The following is a 14608-nucleotide window of genomic DNA, read 5'->3' on the forward strand; positions in this document are numbered from 1 at the left end:
CTTCGCCTGTTTTCCCGAATAAAACGACTCCCATCCCGGGAAACCGCACTTCATACTGGGGCGTGCTCACCCCGGGATAATGGGAGGAAATGCGCTGGCGCGCATCCGGCAACATCGCCCATTTGTCATACAGGCGGCCCCGATCCCGCACTATGGTATGGGAGCCATGCAGCGCATCAACTATATTGGTGGCTTTCCTTATATCTTTGATAACCTCGTGCTGGGTCGGCCCGAATTTGGAAGAAACCGCGCGCAATGCAACCCGCAGCTGGTACGAGCGCAGTTTATAATTATCCGCCGGATAGGCGGTAGTCGGTGTCAGCATAAGTGAAGCGGGAGTGGATAAAAGCTGCTTTAAATGTTTCTGTTCTTTCGGGGTAAGCCAGGCCATTATGTCGCCGGTTTGAATGGCGGGACACGATGCCTCGCCAGCATAAACCATGCCCGATGCTGCCCACAGCAGAATTATTGCCCATATTTTCATCCTGATCATAAATTTCTCCAAGTGTAGTGTAAAGGCTTGCGGAGGTGTTGTCAAGGGCCTTTCGGGTTCAGGGCGGACTCCACGCTGCTCCCGTAAGTCATTCCGCGTACGGGCGCAATATGCCGGGCAGCGGGCTTGTCCGGCACGGCAGATAATGTGAAATGGTTTTGGCTGTGCCATTGGCCTGCCGGTTGTTATTACGCTTTACCGGCAAGCCGGGGGTTTCTTTTGATCCGGACTTCGTTTGCCTGCTTACGCAGGGTTACACACGAATCCCCCTGCCTGAGCTATGCCATATTATGTCGTGCCGGCCAGCGCGGGTTTTTTGAGCGGAATTCATACAAAGAAAAACGCGCCGGACAGCCCGGCGCGTTTTTTTCGTTTAAGCAGAAAGAGTACGGAGATTAAGCTCCGGTCTTGTCGTTTTCCTGAACGAATTTTTTGATGTCTTCAAGGGCTTCAAGAATCATTTTCGCTTTGGTCACGCCGAATGAAAAAGGATATTTGTCTTCTTCCGTGCGTTTGATAACCAGCAAAGGATTGCCCCGGTATTCGCTTTTTTCAATAATCATGTTAATCTCCTTGGAAACGCTCGCCACCTGTCCAGATTATAATAGTTATTTCGTTTTTAGTCCAGATTTTTAAAAAAATCTCCGGCCAGCCCGCAGGCGTCGCGGATCTGCTGCGGCCGCAGACAGCCGAAACTCATCCGCAGATGGTTCTCCCCGCCCTTGCCGAACGCCTCGCAGGGTATGGTGATCACGCCCTTTTCTTTCAGCAGCCGCAGCGCGGTTTCATGGGCGGTGAAAGGCGAATTTATTTTTACCGCGGCGAACATCGCGCCCTGCGGGTCGCGCCAATGCAGCCGGTCAATGCCGGCCAGCCCGGCTCTGAGGATTTCGCGCCGGCTTTTTATTGACTCCAGATATTTCTTCGACGGCCAGGCCTCGTTTTTTATAAGCAGTTCCGCCGCCGCCTGTCCGGCGTTGGGCGCGCAGACTACCGTCGTGTCCTGCGCTTTTATGGCCTGCGCGATCACTGCCCGCGGCGCGGCGATATAGCCGGTGCGCCAGCCCATCAGGCCGAGACTTTTTGAAAAACTGCCCAGCGTGACGGTGTGTTCCCGGCAAACCGAGGCGGGCCGGAAATGCGGAACGTCGTGACAATAGCGGTCATACACTTCATCGCTTATAAGCCAGATTCCCCGGGCGGCGCATTCCCGCGCTATCAGCTCTACCGATTCGCGCGCGAAAACCGAGCCGGTCGGGTTATTGGGGTTTACTAAAGTGACGGCTTTTACGCGCGGAGCAAGTGCGCGCAGAAAGGCGCCGGTGTCGAGCGCCCAGCTGTCGGTTTCCAGCAGCGGGACTTCCACCGCCCTGCGGTTTAGCAGGTCAAGCGTCATCCTGTGGTTGAAATAGCCGGGCGTGAACACTATAACCTCATCACCCGGGTCGGTTAAAGCGCAGACCGCCAGAAAATACGCGTGATTGGCGCCGGCGGTTATTATAATTTCTGTGTCCGGATTATAGCGCGCGCCGTCCGGCCCGAGTATTTTATCGCAAACGGCCTGACGCAGGCCTGAAAAACCTTCATCCGGCGTGTAGGAGTCAAGCCGTCCGGGTTCGGAGAAGACCTGCTTCATGAGCCCGGCGTCAGGCGCGAAGTCAGGCACCGCCTGACCGAGATTGTATACCGGACGGCCCTGCCTTCGCATTTCGGCAGCGACAGAGTTGAACTCGAAAATTACCGGATGGGCGACGGTTTCTATTGTCAGCATAAATCTGCCTATACTCTACAATTTTTTTAAGCCGGCGCGTAGCTCCCGCCGGATGAGTTTGCTATACTTTACGCATGAAGAAGACTGAGCGTTATCCGGCTGGCGCCGTGCGGCTGGAAGGCGAGGCCGACGCGGATGGCGGCTGGGACGGCATTGTCAGCCACTACCTTGAAACCGGCGTTTTGCGCAAACAGACTTGTTACCGCGCGGGCGTGAAGTGCGGTCGGGAACAGGTGTTCCGGGCGGACGGCACTCTGGAGCAGGAAATTTTCTATCGCGACGGGCTGCCCAGCGGAGCGGCGGTCTTTTATTATCCGGACGGAAAAAAACAGCGGGAGATATTTTTTGAGGCGGGCCGCATTCTGTCGTCCGCCGAATATAAGCCGGACGGGCTGCCCGACACTTCCGGCCAGCATTTCAAATCCGCGGACATTTAACCATGATCAATACCAGACATATCAGGAAGAATACCGCCGCACAGGGAAAAAGCGGACGAGAAAAACTGGCCCTTTTATTATTCGCGGTGGTGCCGCTTGCGATACTGGCGGGTTTCATCGCCAGATTCACGTTCAGCACCGCGAGCTATTTAAACCGCGCGCGCGGCGCGATGGAGGCGGGCGATCCTGTAAAAGGGTTCGAATTGTACATGACCGCCGTGAACCGCGGCGATATGTACGCCATTTCACGGGTTATCGCCGCGCGGCGGTTCTGGAGCGTGGAGCAGTACCAGCGGTTTCTGCGGCTTGTCGAGCGGAAAGCCGAGGCGGGCGACGCTGTTTTTCAGAATGTCATGGGCGAGCTCTGCGCAAACGGATACGGCGTGCGCCAGAATTACGGCGCGGCTCTTGAATGGCTGAAGAAATCAGCCGCGCAGGGCAATACCCGCTCGCAGTACAATATCGGAATTTTCTATCTCAACGGCTACGGAGTGTTTGCTGACCAGCGGGAGTCGCTTGTCTGGTTCGGCAAAGCCGCCGCGGGCGGCAGCAGGCAGGCCGCGGAAATGCTTGTTCAGGTGCAGGCGATGCAGGCCAGAGTGACGGCTGCTCAAGCCGGGGCCGCACCAGCTCCGGCAAAAAAACCGGAAGCGGCCGCGCGGAAAACCGTTAAAAACTAATCTTCGCTTTCAGCGCAGTTTACGGGCTGGGATTGCGCATAGCACAGAGTGTCGAGCAGTTTCCCGTTGCCGTTAAGCAGGCGGTACTTTCCATCCGCAACAGCGCAGCGGGGCAGATATCCCTGTTTGGTTTTACTGGCCGCGCACAGGACGGTTTTGCCCGATTTAAACAGGTATGTTTCCGCGCCGGAACCCGGTGCGATAATGCGCTGAATAGTCAGCTCCGGCGCGGGCATTTCAGTCGGGCCCGGCGGCAGAGCGACGCTTTCCGCGTCGAACGCGGCAGTGTCTGCCGTTACAGCCATGTTTTCGGCCCGGGTCGAGATTTCGGACGCCCGCAGAACGGGGCTGTTGCTTTTTTCGTCGTCCGGCGAAACGGCGGAATCTGCCGCGGATGAGCCTGCGGTTTCCGCTTCTTCGCTTAAAATGTCAACAGGCAGGCTTAACTGCCCGGCCTGCGGCGCAATCGTTTCGGCCTGCACGGCTTTTTCTTCGGCCGGCGTGGCGAGTGACTCGGCTTCAGCGGCTATGGCCTCCGCCTCAACGGGTGTCACGGGTTCCGCGAAGGCCGGCAAGCCCAGCAAAACCGACATGGCGCAAATTCCAATAATATTCCGCATGGTATCGCTCCTTTTCTATATGATAACTCGCAAAACGCCGTTGCTGTATAAAGGTACAGCTCCGCGCCTTTTTTCCAGGCGTCCGGCTCCAGGCCGGCTTTTTCGGAGCAAAGCGAGTGCATGAACAATTCCATGTTGTTTGCGAAGTGTTCCCACACCTGAGGCAGATAGGTTCCGCTGCGCCGGCCCCGCCGGACCAGAACGCCGTGTTTGCCGGGCACTATCTCGGCGGGCGACGTTATGCGCCTCAGCGGCGAGAGTATCGAGATTTCAATTTTTATCTCCGCCAGTTCCTCCGCGCCAAGCGGCGGAAAGCGCGGATCCTCAAAAGCGGCTGAACCCGCCAGCCCGCAAACCGCATTCTGCAGCGTGTCCGCCGGTTCGAGCGAGCCCATGCAGCCGCGCAGCTTCCCGTTTTTTGAAAGCGTTACAAACAATGCGGCGGGCATATTGAAAAGCGCGTTGCAGTTCAGTGCCGGGCGCAGCGGCCCGCCTGTTTTTAACCGGGCAAGAATGCTGTTGCGGGCAAGAGCGAGCAGCTCGGTTTTTTCGGTTCCGGTAAACTCGAACGGTTCGGGTTTTTGCGCCCGTTCAACGAAAGCGCCCGCGCCATAGCCGACCACCCGGTTTCTGTCCGCGCCTTCAGCGCGCGAGGAGTTGGCGCGGCTGAGCGTGGCAAAATCGTTTGCGCCCAGCGCGCAGGCCGCCGCCAGCCCCGCCATGACGGCGGCTGCGCCGCAACAGGCGGTGTCGAGCCCGGGCAGGTTTTCGTTTAACAGCAATTCTTCCGCCAGCGCGAAATACGACGGCGCGTTGGCGCGCGTTGCGGTTTCGAGGGTCAGGAGCATCGTCCGGTCGGCTATTTCGGCTGTTTCCGCCGCTGGATAGTGCGCGAAATCCGTTGACACTATTATCAGAACGGCCTTGCCTTCCGCTTCCCGCGCAATGGCGGCGCCTATCCTGGCGGCGGTTTCTGGTTCGGCGTGGTTAAGCGCGACAGGCAGTATTTCAACGCCCGGCAGAACCGTCTGCAAAAACGGCAGCTGCACTTCAATGGAATGTTCTCGCGCGTGAGCGGCGGGGCTGTGCGCAAACAGCGCGGGATGATTGCTTAAAAGCGCGTCGGCGAGCGCGGAATCAATCCCGCACTCTCCCAGCGGGGTTGCAAACGCCCCTTCTTTGACAATTGCGGCGTTTTCAATAGAAACAGTGTGTCCCGCACCTAGAATTACGGCGGTGTCAAACGTCAGTCCTTTCAGGCAGGCATATGCTTCCGCCGCGACCGCGCCGGAATAAATGTATCCGGCGTGCGGAGCAAGGATTCCTCGAATTGCGCCTTCGGGTTTCCGGTCTGAGCGGGCTTGCGCCAGCAATTCGGCGGCAAGGTTTTTAAGCTTGTCGGGTCCGGCAGGATAAAACCCGCCGGCCGCTACAGGTTTTCTGATATTAACCGGCATAGTCCTCCTTCATGCGTACCCGTTGGGTTCATGGCGCACCTTGCTGAAATGATAGCAATAAACTATGCGCCGGATAAAATGGCTTGAAGCGGAACTGCTAAAGAAATATAATATACAGGCAATTGTAGCCGCGATTTATGGTGGCTGTAGCTCAATGGTTAGAGCGCACGGCTGTGGCCCGTGAGGCTGCGGGTTCAATTCCCGTCAGCCACCCCATACTAAACGCCTAGAACTTTCTGTCGAAACTGACATAAGTTCTGGGCGTTTTAGTTTATGTGCAGCCAAGATGTTAAACGGTACTCTGTATTCACAATTGAATAGCAGGCATAAATTCAGAGGAATTTCCCGTTAAATAAGATTGTTGGCCTTTATGCCGTCAGGTCACGCATAAATCGCGAAGCGATTTGGCCTGACCACGGCTCCGCCCGTTTGCTGCGCATAAACGTGCGTCCGCCCTTGCGGGGTGCGTGGGAAGCAGTGCTTCCCTGACTACGCGCACCCCTCACCCGTAAATATGAAACTCCCCCGGCTGTGCCATTGGCCTGCCGGTTTTTATTACGCTTTACCGGCAAGCCGGGGGTTTCTTCTTTCCAAATAGCCAAGCTGTTTGCCCCGCGAGCGGGGTTGCACACTCCATCCCCCTGCCCGAGCTATGCCATGCCGGCAATCATTATGCCGTGCCGGCCAGCACCGGGTTTTGGTGAGCGGAATTTATAAAACCCCCGCCTTTAAAAGCGGGGGTTTGCATTCCGGATCATTTTTTCACTTCGCAGGCACGGAATAATGCGAGTGCATTATAAGCCATCTGCCGTTGCGTTTCTCGAATACAAAGGTGAACAGGCCATCGAGCTTGAATTTCTTTCCGCCGGTTACGCCGTTGTAAATACCGACGCCGCTTGTCCACGCCACGCTGCCGCAGGCGGAAACTTCATACGCCTTTGCTTTGAAAGATAACTTTTCGAATTGCCTGTGGGTAGCGATAAAAGTTTTTTTCAGCCGGGGCAGGCCCATTACAACTTCTCCTTCAGATCCGATGGAAATCACATCCTTGTCTTTTGCGTAAAAGGACAACGCTTTCTCGGTATTGCGCGATACGAACGCGGTCATCGCATCGCTGATTGTTTTGAGTATTTCTTTCTTTACTGTCAGTGTCGCTTTCATTTTATCTCCCTTTTATCTCTTTAAGCAGCAGCGTGTATTCAAGCGCGGCGCGCTTGGCGCGTTCGATATTATTGGCTGACGCACTGTGCCCTCCGTCAATATTCTCATAGTAATACACTTTGTTGCCGAGCGCGATGAGTTTTGCGGCTGATTTTCTGGCATGGCCGGGGTGCACGCGATCGTCTTTTGTCGAGGTAACGAAAAAGATGTCGGGATAAGCAACGCCTTTGCGGATGTTCTGGTACGGCGAATAGCGCGAAATTACGGCGCGCATGGCGGGTTCGTCGGGATCGCCGTATTCGGCTTTCCAGCTGTCGCCCGCAAGGAGCTTGGTGTAGCGCAGCATGTCGAGCAGGGGCACTTCGCAAAGCACCACCTTGAAAAGATCGGGCCGCTGGGTGAACATCGCGCCCATAAGCAGGCCCCCGTTGCTGCCGCCCTGCGCGCCCAGATGTCCGGGCGAGGTAACTTTTGTTTTTACGAGATCTTCGGCGATGGCTATGAAATCGTCAAACGCTTTCTGCCGGTTTTCCAAAAGCGCGGCTTTATGCCATTTCGGCCCGAATTCGCCGCCCCCGCGGATGTTGGCAAGCGCATACACGCCGCCCTGTTCCAGCCACAGGTTCCCCAGCACCGGGCTGTAGTGCGGCTCCATGGAAATTTCGAACCCGCCGTAGCCGTAAAGCAGAGTCGGATTGGCGCCGTCGTATTTCATGTTTTCCGGCCCGACCAGAAAATACGGAATTTTCGTGCCGTCTTTGCTGACCGCCTCTTTTTGCGTTACTTTTAACCCTTTCGCGCTGAATTTGGGCGGCAGCTGCTTGATGAGCTGCGGAGCGTTGGCGCCGTCGGTATAATACAGGCTGGGCGGAGTAAGAAAATTGGCGTAGTCGAACATGAACCCGTTTGCGAAATCGTCGGCTGCCGTGACGCCCGCCGTGCCGTTATCCGCCACCGGGACGGTTTCGCCCGCCCACTGGCCGTTTTCCCGGTGAAATTTCAAAACGCGGCTTTTGACGTTGTCGAGAATAGAAACGAGCACGGTGTCTTTTGTGGTTGTTATTCCCGACAGGGTCATTCGGTCTCCCGGCTCTAAAATTGTCTGAATTTTACCGGCGGGATCGCCGGTGTCAACCGCCTGCCTGTCGAAAGAGACGAGGCTCCCCTGCTTGAATGTTCTGCCGCCGATTAACCAGTCGCTGCGCAGCGACGCCAGTATCAGGTTTTTGAAAACGCCGTAAAATCTGGCGTCTGCTGGCAGCGGGATTTTTTTTAGTTCGCCGCCGGAAAACAGCCAGTTTTCCTCTTCGAAAAAGCTGGGCGCGTTACTGACGCCCGAGTAGGCGCCTTCCGGACGGATGCCGCAGAATCCGCTGACGGCCATCGTGTCCTTGTCCCGCTCGAACAGGACGGGCGCGGCTTTGGGATCCGTGCCGCGCCGCCATTTGCGCACGAGGCGGGCATAGCCTGATTTTGTAACGGAATCGGGCGTGGTCGCGTCGGCAAAAAGCACGGTGTCACGGTCAAGCCAGGAAAGACCGCTTTTGCTTTCTTCCAGCCGGAACCCGTTTTTCACGAACTCCTTTTTTTCCACGTCGAATTCCCGGATCACGCTCGCGTCTTTCCCGCCTCTTGAAAGGGAAAGCAGGCAGAACCGGTTTTCCGGCGGCAGGCAACTGGAACCTTTAAACACCCAGTTTTCCTTTTCTTTTTTTGACAGCTTGTCAAAATCCAGCAGGATTTCCCAGGCGGGTTTGTTTTTTTTATATTCCGGCAGGGTCGCTCTGCGCCATAAACCGCGCACGTTTTTTCCGTCCTGCCAGAAGTTATATACATAGCCGTTGCGCAGGGATCCGTAGGGTATGCGGTTTTTATCGTTGTAAAGCGCTTCCGCTTTTTTTAAAAACGGCGCGTAATGTCTGTCATTCTGGAGTTCGGCGAGGGTTGTTTTATTCTGGGCGCGCACCCAGTCCAGCGATTTTGAGCCTTCAATTTCTTCCAGCCACAGATACTGGTCGGGCGTATCCTCCGCCGACTGGGCAAACGCGCAGGGCGCGCCTATTGCCAGCGCTAACGCAACTGACACTGCTGTTATTGAAATTTGCATTTGCATTCTCCATTAAATCTACTTGGTCAGTTTACTCAAATTTAAGGGATTTGCAAAACGGTTTCCGGCAACAGGTTCCATTTTTCAGCATAAATAGTATAATCAGACTATGAAAAGAATACTCAACATGGCAGTATTATCGGTGTGCGCGGTTTTTTTGTCCGGCTGCACTTCAATAATGGTGTTTCAGGACGCGAAAACCGTGCCGCAGGGCAGTCTTGAAACCGGAGTCGGCATGGCTGCGGGCTCCTACAGTTCGCGCAGGACGCTGGCGAATTTTGATCTGACCGTTCCGTCCGTGGCGGGCAACGCCTGGCTGCGCTACGGTATTATTTCCTCGTGGGACGCGGGCGTCAATCTGGCGATACCCGGCAACTGCACCGTTGACACGAAGGTGATGTTCATGAACGAGGACAACGGCGCGCCGTTCACCATGTCTGGCGGAGCCGGATACGGGTTCAGCATGGGCAACGGCAACACCGAAAACGACAGTCAGGTTCAGAAAGTGACCGACTACATCATCCCGCTTTACTTTTCAAAAAACATGCTCGACTGGCTTACCGCCTATGTGTCGCCGCGGTATTTCTACCGGCGAACCTATAACGAGCAGCGCTACACCAGTCTGCCCGCCACTTCGGAAGTGCTGTTCGACAATATGATGGGTGTTGGCGCCGGTTTTGCGTTTAACTTCAACGAAAAGAGTCGGCTGATGCTTGAGTGGCAGTATACGGCCCCGTTCTCGGACCTGCAGTTAAGTTCCGTCCAGCTCGGCATCGGCCTTGCCACCCGCTGGGGCGGGAATAAGGAAAAGTAATTTCCCCCGATCAAAAAGCCCCGCCGAAATGGCGGGGCTTTTTTTTGGCAACAACCCGCAAAAGTTAGGTACTATATGCTTATACGCGCTGTTACGCATAAGGATTCAAGGGGGACTCATGACGCAGCCAAAAACACACCAGCCACCGCTTTCGCCGCAGGAACTTGAAACGATCAACGCCTACTGGCGGGCGGCCAACTATCTGTCGGTCGGGCAGATCTATCTGCTGGACAATCCGCTTTTAAGCGGACAGCTCAGCGCCGAGGATATCAAACCCCGTCTGCTGGGCCACTGGGGCACCACGCCCGGCCTTAATTTCATTTACGCGCATTTAAACCGCGTCATCAGGCGTGACGATCTTGACATGATCTATATTATCGGGCCTGGACACGGCGGCCCCGGCATTGTCGCCAACTCCTGGCTTGAAGGAACCTACAGCGAAGTTTATCCGGAAATCACGCTCGACAAGAGCGGCATGCAAAAACTGTTCAAACAGTTTTCGTTTCCCGGCGGAATACCCAGCCACGTCGCGCCGGAAACCCCCGGTTCCATCCATGAAGGCGGCGAGCTGGGTTATTCGGTGGCGCACGCCTATGGCGCGGCGTTTGACAACCCGGAGCTGATTGTCGCCTGCGTAGTGGGCGACGGCGAGGCCGAAACCGGCCCGCTTGCCGCCAGCTGGCATTCCAGCAAATTCCTTAACCCGGCAAAAGACGGCGCGGTGCTGCCGATTCTGCATCTTAACGGCTATAAAATCGCCAACCCGACCATACTTTCCCGTATTCCGAACAGGGAACTGGAATCGCTGTTCAAAGGCTACGGCTACCATCCGATCTTCGTGGAAGGCCGCGAGCCCGAAGCCATGCACCAGCTGATGGCGGCGGCGATGGACAAAGCGCTGGCCGAAATTAAAAAAATCCAGCGTGCGGCCCGGCGCAAAGGCGCGCCGGCAAAGAATGTGCCCGCGTGGCCTTTGATTATTCTGCGCAGTCCCAAAGGCTGGACCTGCCCGCCCGAAATAGACGGGCAGAAAACCGAGGATTACTGGCGTTCGCATCAGGTTCCGCTGGCCGAAGTGCGTAACCGGCCCGACCATATACGTATTCTTGAAAACTGGATGCGCAGCTATAAACCGGAAGAACTGTTTGACTCCAACGGCCGTCCCCGGCAGGAACTGCTTGATCTGGCTCCCAAAGGTGCCCGGCGCATGGGCGCCAATCCCCACGCCAACGGCGGGTTGCTGCTTAAGGATCTTGACATGCCGGATTTCCGCGCTTATGCGGTTAAATTTGACCGGCCCGGCACGGTGAGCGGGGAATCCACCCGCGTAATGGGCCAGTTCCTGCGCGATGTGATGAAGCAAAACCTTCAAGCGGCTAATTTCCGCGTTATGGGGCCGGATGAAACCGCCTCCAACCGGCTTGGCTCGCTTTTTGAGGTGACCAAACGCGACTGGCAGGCCGAACTCCGCGGTTACGACGATCATCTCGCCCGCGACGGACGCGTTATGGAAGTGCTCAGCGAACACCTCTGCCAGGGCTGGCTGGAGGGCTATCTGCTGACCGGGCGGCACGGCCTGTTTTCATGCTACGAGGCCTTTATCCACATTATTGACTCGATGTTTAACCAGCACGCCAAATGGCTGAAAACCACGAAGCGCATACCATGGCGCCGGCCGATCGCGTCGCTGAACTATCTGCTTACCTCGCATGTATGGCGGCAGGATCACAACGGGTTTTCGCATCAGGATCCGGGGTTCATTGATCATGTGGTCAATAAAAAATCCGACGTGATCCGCATTTACCTGCCTCCGGACGCCAATACCCTCCTCTCCGTTACCGACCACTGCCTTCGCAGCCGGCATTATGTGAATGTGATCGTGGCCGGAAAGCAGCCCGCGCTTCAATATCTTGACATGGAAGCCGCGGTCAAACACTGCGAACGGGGGTTAAGCGTCTGGGAATGGGCCAGCAACTGCAAAGGCCTCACGCCGGACGTCATACTCGCCTGCGCGGGCGATGTGCCTACGCTTGAAGTGCTTGCGGCGGCGGATATTATCCGCGTGCAGTTTCCCGATCTGCGGGTGCGGGTGGTAAATATCGTTGATCTGATGTCGCTCCAGCCGTTCTCCGAACATCCCCATGGGCTCGCGGATGAGGAATACGATTCGGTATTTTCGCCCGATACGCCCGTTATTTTTTCGTTTCACGGCTACCCGTGGCTGATCCACCGGCTGACTTACCGGCGCAAAAACCACGACCATATCCATGTGCGCGGGTATAAGGAGGAAGGCACCACCACCACGCCCTTTGACATGGCTGTCCTCAACGAGATTGACCGGTTTCACCTTGTGGCGGACGTGATTGCCCGGGTGCCCGGACTCGGCGAGAAAGCCGGCCCCGCGCGCCAGTATATCGCCGGCAAGCTGGCCGAACACGCCGCCTGCATACGCAAGACCGGCGACGACCTGCCGGAAATCAAAAACTGGATATGGCCTTACTGAAACAGGCACGGACGAAAACGGCGGCCCGGAAACATAACGTTTCCGGGCCGCCGGCAGTCAAAACCGTTCAATATTTGAATTTCAGTAGAATCATTACCGCTGTCAGCAGGCCGAACGTTAAAAAGAGCCTGTAGGCTGTCGTGCTGCCGCGCCGCAGGATTTTCAGGGCTGCCGGGTCGGCAAGATAAAGCAGTGAACCGTCAGGCTCGCCTGTCAGTGTAAACTGGGGCTGGCCAGACTGCTCGTCCTTGACAAAAATATCCACTTTCGTAACACACAGGCCCGCCAGGGTAATCTGATCGCCGGGCTTAAGCGAGTTGATTTTCATTTTAGCGTCCTTGTCGGCCGTGACAAGCGTTATCTCCTTAAACTGCGCGGCGTTGAAACCCGGCTGCTGCGGCCAGTTCAGCGAGCCCAGACTGTGTTTTGCCGTTTTGTAAGCTCCCGTGCGCAGATTGTCGGCGAATGCGAGCGAAACCGTCGCCGGCTGCACTGCCCGTATTTTGGACAAGCTGCTGAATGGCGAATTATTCTTCTTTACTTTCATGACCAGCCCGGACACCGTGTACCCGCTCAAAGGAGCGACTGTCATGTTGAATTTGTCGGTTCGCGCCATAAACAGCTGCGCCGCCCCCGCCCCCGCTTCCGACCAGTACGGCTCGAGCAAGGCGGCAGGTTCTATGACTTCGGTGTATTTATAGTTTTCCTCAAACACGAAAAACGCACCTATCGTCAGCACAAGCAGCCCTGTTATATATTTCGTCATTGCATGCCCCTGTTATGCGGGATTGCTGCGGTAAACCATGATTTCCCGGTTAATTCCTTTGAAATTGCGGAAACCTTCCGGCTGAAACAGCGCGGCGTTGACCTGGGCCGCGCGGTAAACGGGATCCGTGATCCAGACTTCGCCCGCCTCCGCCATATCGTCCAGCCGGGCGGTGAGGTTTACGGCCTCGCCGTAAATGTCGCCGTCCGCCGCGACAGAAACTTCTCCGGCATGTATCACCACTCGTATATGGATTGCCTCGCGCGGCGGTTTCTGCGCGTTATGTTTTTTCAGCGCTTTTTGCACTTGCATGCCGCAATTGATGGCGGACCAGCCGCTCTCAAACACCGCCAGAAACGAATCGCCTATGGTTTTGACAATGCGCCCTTTATGCTCGCGGATAAGCGAAGCCACGATATCGTTGTGCTTTTTTAGATAATCCATCATGAATTCCGCCGGTTCCGAGCAGGTTTTTTCGGAGTAGCCTTTCATGTTGGTCATCATGATATGGTAACTGCGGCTGTTAACCGCAAGATTCCCGCGCAGCGCGTTATAGCGTTTTTCGGCGTCGCGGTAGGCGACGCCTTCGGTGATGAACCGGCGGTAGATTTCTATCGCCAGATCGGCGTGCCCGGTTTTTTCGCAGTGCTGGGCCGCTTCGTAATGGATTTGCGGATTGCTTTTCAGATTCACCTTTTCCCTGAAGACCGGATAAAATTCGTGCGCCAGCGCGGGATCGAATTCCGTTTCCAGCATGAAATAAGCCAGGTAATCGGTTTCCTGCCAGCTGGAGCGAGGCAGTTTGTTCATGAGTTTTTTCGCTTCCGCGGTATCGCCCTCCCTTATAAGCCTTATGATCGCCCGCCCCAGCAAAGACTGCGGCAGCGCTTCCAGATATCTGGGCGGCAGTGCGCTGAGGGTATCGCAGACGTCGAGCACCGTTTCCCAGCTGCTCCTGTGCAGCCTGTTGGGCGGCACGCTCAGAATAAGCGCGCCGGCGGATTCTTTCAGCCCGTCTTCCGCAAGTTTGCGGCTGACGGCGTTTATGAACTGGAATTGCGCCGCGGAATCGCAATGTTCTTCCAGCCATCTGGCGATTTTGACGAAAGTCTGGCCCGGCAGCCGTGCAATGCTCGTCCAGCGCGGCGAGCCGTAAGCCATGCCGGGCCGCGCACAGCAGTCAAACACTCCTTTATTCAGAAAAACCGCTTCCGCGTACAGCTTGTAACTGCCGGCAATGTAAAGAAAACCGAGCAGTTCGCTTAATTGCGGCCCGTTCAGTTTGCGCGCCAGCGGCAGATTGAGAAACCCTTTTTTCGCGCAGGCTGACGCCAACGCTTCCAGTTCCGGTTCGCCTATTCTGGACGCAAACATCCGGTTCAGCCGCTTGAAAACCGCGTCAGGCGGCAGGTTGCGCAGCTCCGGGCGTGCCGCTTTGCGCGCAACCAGTATCAGCAGCAGCAGGCCGGCCAGACCGCCCGCCGTATAAAGCCGGTGGTGTTTGAGCCAGTCGAATTTTTCCGTAAGTCGCCAGGTGTCATGGTCAAACAGGGAGAACCCCGTTTTGTCGGGCCCGGCGGGACTGTCCGCGCGGTTGAATCTGCTTGCGTCCAGGCGGATCGGTTCCTCCCGGTCCGGGCCGGAACCCGCGCAGAGCGGCGTGCATAACGGAAATGCTGCAATAAAAAGCAGGCGCAGAATCGCGGGCGCGGACATTAATCTCCCCCATATGTTGACCTGTTTAGATTTTATAGCTTTCGCCGTTTCATCGTCAAGCGCGCCGGGAACTCAGGAAAACA

The 14608-nt window shown here is 56.2% G+C and carries 13 protein-coding genes and 1 tRNA gene; 5 read left to right on the forward strand and 9 right to left on the reverse strand.

The window, feature by feature from the left end; all coding sequences use genetic code 11:
• The 3 genes from PHW69_03000 to PHW69_03010 all read right to left on the reverse strand — a co-directional run.
• Window positions 1–493 (reverse strand): hypothetical protein (locus tag PHW69_03000; protein MDD4004156.1); only part of this gene is annotated, 493 nt, incomplete at its 3' end.
• A 395-nt stretch (window positions 494–888) separates the two neighbouring features.
• The gene (locus PHW69_03005; protein ID MDD4004157.1) at window positions 889–1056 is read right to left on the reverse strand and encodes a hypothetical protein; all 168 of its coding nucleotides are present in this window, start codon (window positions 1054–1056) and stop codon (window positions 889–891) included.
• A 56-nt stretch (window positions 1057–1112) separates the two neighbouring features.
• Window positions 1113–2264: a pyridoxal phosphate-dependent aminotransferase gene (locus tag PHW69_03010; protein MDD4004158.1), complete on the reverse strand. Its 1152-nt coding sequence runs from the start codon at window positions 2262–2264 to the stop codon at window positions 1113–1115.
• Window positions 2265–2338: 74 nt separating this feature from the next.
• Between PHW69_03010 and PHW69_03015 the strand changes: the two genes are divergently transcribed.
• Window positions 2339–2701 carry a hypothetical protein gene (locus PHW69_03015; protein ID MDD4004159.1) on the forward strand — a complete coding sequence of 121 codons (363 nt, stop codon included), beginning with the start codon at window positions 2339–2341 and terminating at the stop codon, window positions 2699–2701.
• A 2-nt stretch (window positions 2702–2703) separates the two neighbouring features.
• A complete protein-coding gene (locus PHW69_03020) occupies window positions 2704–3381 on the forward strand; it encodes a tetratricopeptide repeat protein (protein ID MDD4004160.1) in 678 nt (225 codons plus the stop codon).
• On the opposite strand, the gene PHW69_03025 is transcribed toward PHW69_03020, so the two are convergent.
• Together PHW69_03025 and amrB are read right to left on the reverse strand one after the other, a co-directional pair.
• Window positions 3378–4001: a hypothetical protein gene (locus PHW69_03025; protein MDD4004161.1), complete on the reverse strand. Its 624-nt coding sequence runs from the start codon at window positions 3999–4001 to the stop codon at window positions 3378–3380. The genes PHW69_03020 and PHW69_03025 overlap by 4 nt on opposite strands.
• Window positions 3932–5458, reverse strand: coding sequence for an AmmeMemoRadiSam system protein B (amrB, locus tag PHW69_03030; protein ID MDD4004162.1), 1527 nt, complete (start codon window positions 5456–5458; stop codon window positions 3932–3934). Before amrB ends, PHW69_03025 begins: the two co-directional genes overlap by 70 nt.
• Before the next feature lie 140 nt (window positions 5459–5598).
• On the opposite strand from amrB, the gene PHW69_03035 reads away from it, so the two are divergent.
• Window positions 5599–5674 (forward strand) — tRNA-His (locus PHW69_03035).
• A 546-nt stretch (window positions 5675–6220) separates the two neighbouring features.
• On the opposite strand, the gene PHW69_03040 is transcribed toward PHW69_03035, so the two are convergent.
• The gene (locus PHW69_03040) at window positions 6221–6619 is read right to left on the reverse strand and encodes a nuclear transport factor 2 family protein (GenBank protein MDD4004163.1); all 399 of its coding nucleotides are present in this window, start codon (window positions 6617–6619) and stop codon (window positions 6221–6223) included.
• A 1-nt stretch (window position 6620) separates the two neighbouring features.
• A complete protein-coding gene (locus PHW69_03045; GenBank protein ID MDD4004164.1) occupies window positions 6621–8726 on the reverse strand; it encodes a prolyl oligopeptidase family serine peptidase in 2106 nt (701 codons plus the stop codon).
• A 109-nt stretch (window positions 8727–8835) separates the two neighbouring features.
• Between PHW69_03045 and PHW69_03050 the strand changes: the two genes are divergently transcribed.
• The gene (locus PHW69_03050; GenBank protein ID MDD4004165.1) at window positions 8836–9540 is read left to right on the forward strand and encodes a DUF5777 family beta-barrel protein; all 705 of its coding nucleotides are present in this window, start codon (window positions 8836–8838) and stop codon (window positions 9538–9540) included.
• Window positions 9541–9658: 118 nt separating this feature from the next.
• Window positions 9659–12043, forward strand: coding sequence for a phosphoketolase family protein (locus PHW69_03055; GenBank protein MDD4004166.1), 2385 nt, complete (start codon window positions 9659–9661; stop codon window positions 12041–12043).
• 67 nt (window positions 12044–12110) lie between these two features.
• Here PHW69_03055 and PHW69_03060 read toward each other — a convergent pair whose 3' ends face one another.
• Together PHW69_03060 and PHW69_03065 are read right to left on the reverse strand one after the other, a co-directional pair.
• Complete coding sequence (locus PHW69_03060) at window positions 12111–12809, reverse strand: hypothetical protein (GenBank protein MDD4004167.1); 699 nt, start codon at window positions 12807–12809, stop codon at window positions 12111–12113.
• A gap of 12 nt (window positions 12810–12821) precedes the next feature.
• Window positions 12822–14525: an adenylate/guanylate cyclase domain-containing protein gene (locus PHW69_03065; protein ID MDD4004168.1), complete on the reverse strand. Its 1704-nt coding sequence runs from the start codon at window positions 14523–14525 to the stop codon at window positions 12822–12824.
• Between the last annotated feature and the right edge of the window lie 83 nt (window positions 14526–14608).

The organism is Elusimicrobiaceae bacterium (assembly GCA_028700325.1).
Taxonomy (GTDB): Bacteria; Elusimicrobiota; Elusimicrobia; order Elusimicrobiales; family Elusimicrobiaceae; genus JAQVSV01.

What these genes read in the sequence shown, in the direction of transcription:
- PHW69_03005 (MDD4004157.1), bottom strand. Translation starts at nt 1,056, where the DNA reads ATGATTATTGAAAAAAGCGAATACCGGGGCAATCCTTTGCTGGTTATC.
- PHW69_03010 (MDD4004158.1), bottom strand. Translation starts at nt 2,264, where the DNA reads ATGCTGACAATAGAAACCGTCGCCCATCCGGTAATTTTCGAGTTCAAC.
- PHW69_03015 (MDD4004159.1), top strand. Translation starts at nt 2,339, where the DNA reads ATGAAGAAGACTGAGCGTTATCCGGCTGGCGCCGTGCGGCTGGAAGGC.
- PHW69_03020 (MDD4004160.1), top strand. Translation starts at nt 2,704, where the DNA reads ATGATCAATACCAGACATATCAGGAAGAATACCGCCGCACAGGGAAAA.
- PHW69_03025 (MDD4004161.1), bottom strand. Translation starts at nt 4,001, where the DNA reads ATGCGGAATATTATTGGAATTTGCGCCATGTCGGTTTTGCTGGGCTTG.
- amrB (MDD4004162.1), bottom strand. Translation starts at nt 5,458, where the DNA reads ATGCCGGTTAATATCAGAAAACCTGTAGCGGCCGGCGGGTTTTATCCT.
- PHW69_03040 (MDD4004163.1), bottom strand. Translation starts at nt 6,619, where the DNA reads ATGAAAGCGACACTGACAGTAAAGAAAGAAATACTCAAAACAATCAGC.
- PHW69_03045 (MDD4004164.1), bottom strand. Translation starts at nt 8,726, where the DNA reads ATGCAAATTTCAATAACAGCAGTGTCAGTTGCGTTAGCGCTGGCAATA.
- PHW69_03050 (MDD4004165.1), top strand. Translation starts at nt 8,836, where the DNA reads ATGAAAAGAATACTCAACATGGCAGTATTATCGGTGTGCGCGGTTTTT.
- PHW69_03055 (MDD4004166.1), top strand. Translation starts at nt 9,659, where the DNA reads ATGACGCAGCCAAAAACACACCAGCCACCGCTTTCGCCGCAGGAACTT.
- PHW69_03060 (MDD4004167.1), bottom strand. Translation starts at nt 12,809, where the DNA reads ATGACGAAATATATAACAGGGCTGCTTGTGCTGACGATAGGTGCGTTT.
- PHW69_03065 (MDD4004168.1), bottom strand. Translation starts at nt 14,525, where the DNA reads ATGTCCGCGCCCGCGATTCTGCGCCTGCTTTTTATTGCAGCATTTCCG.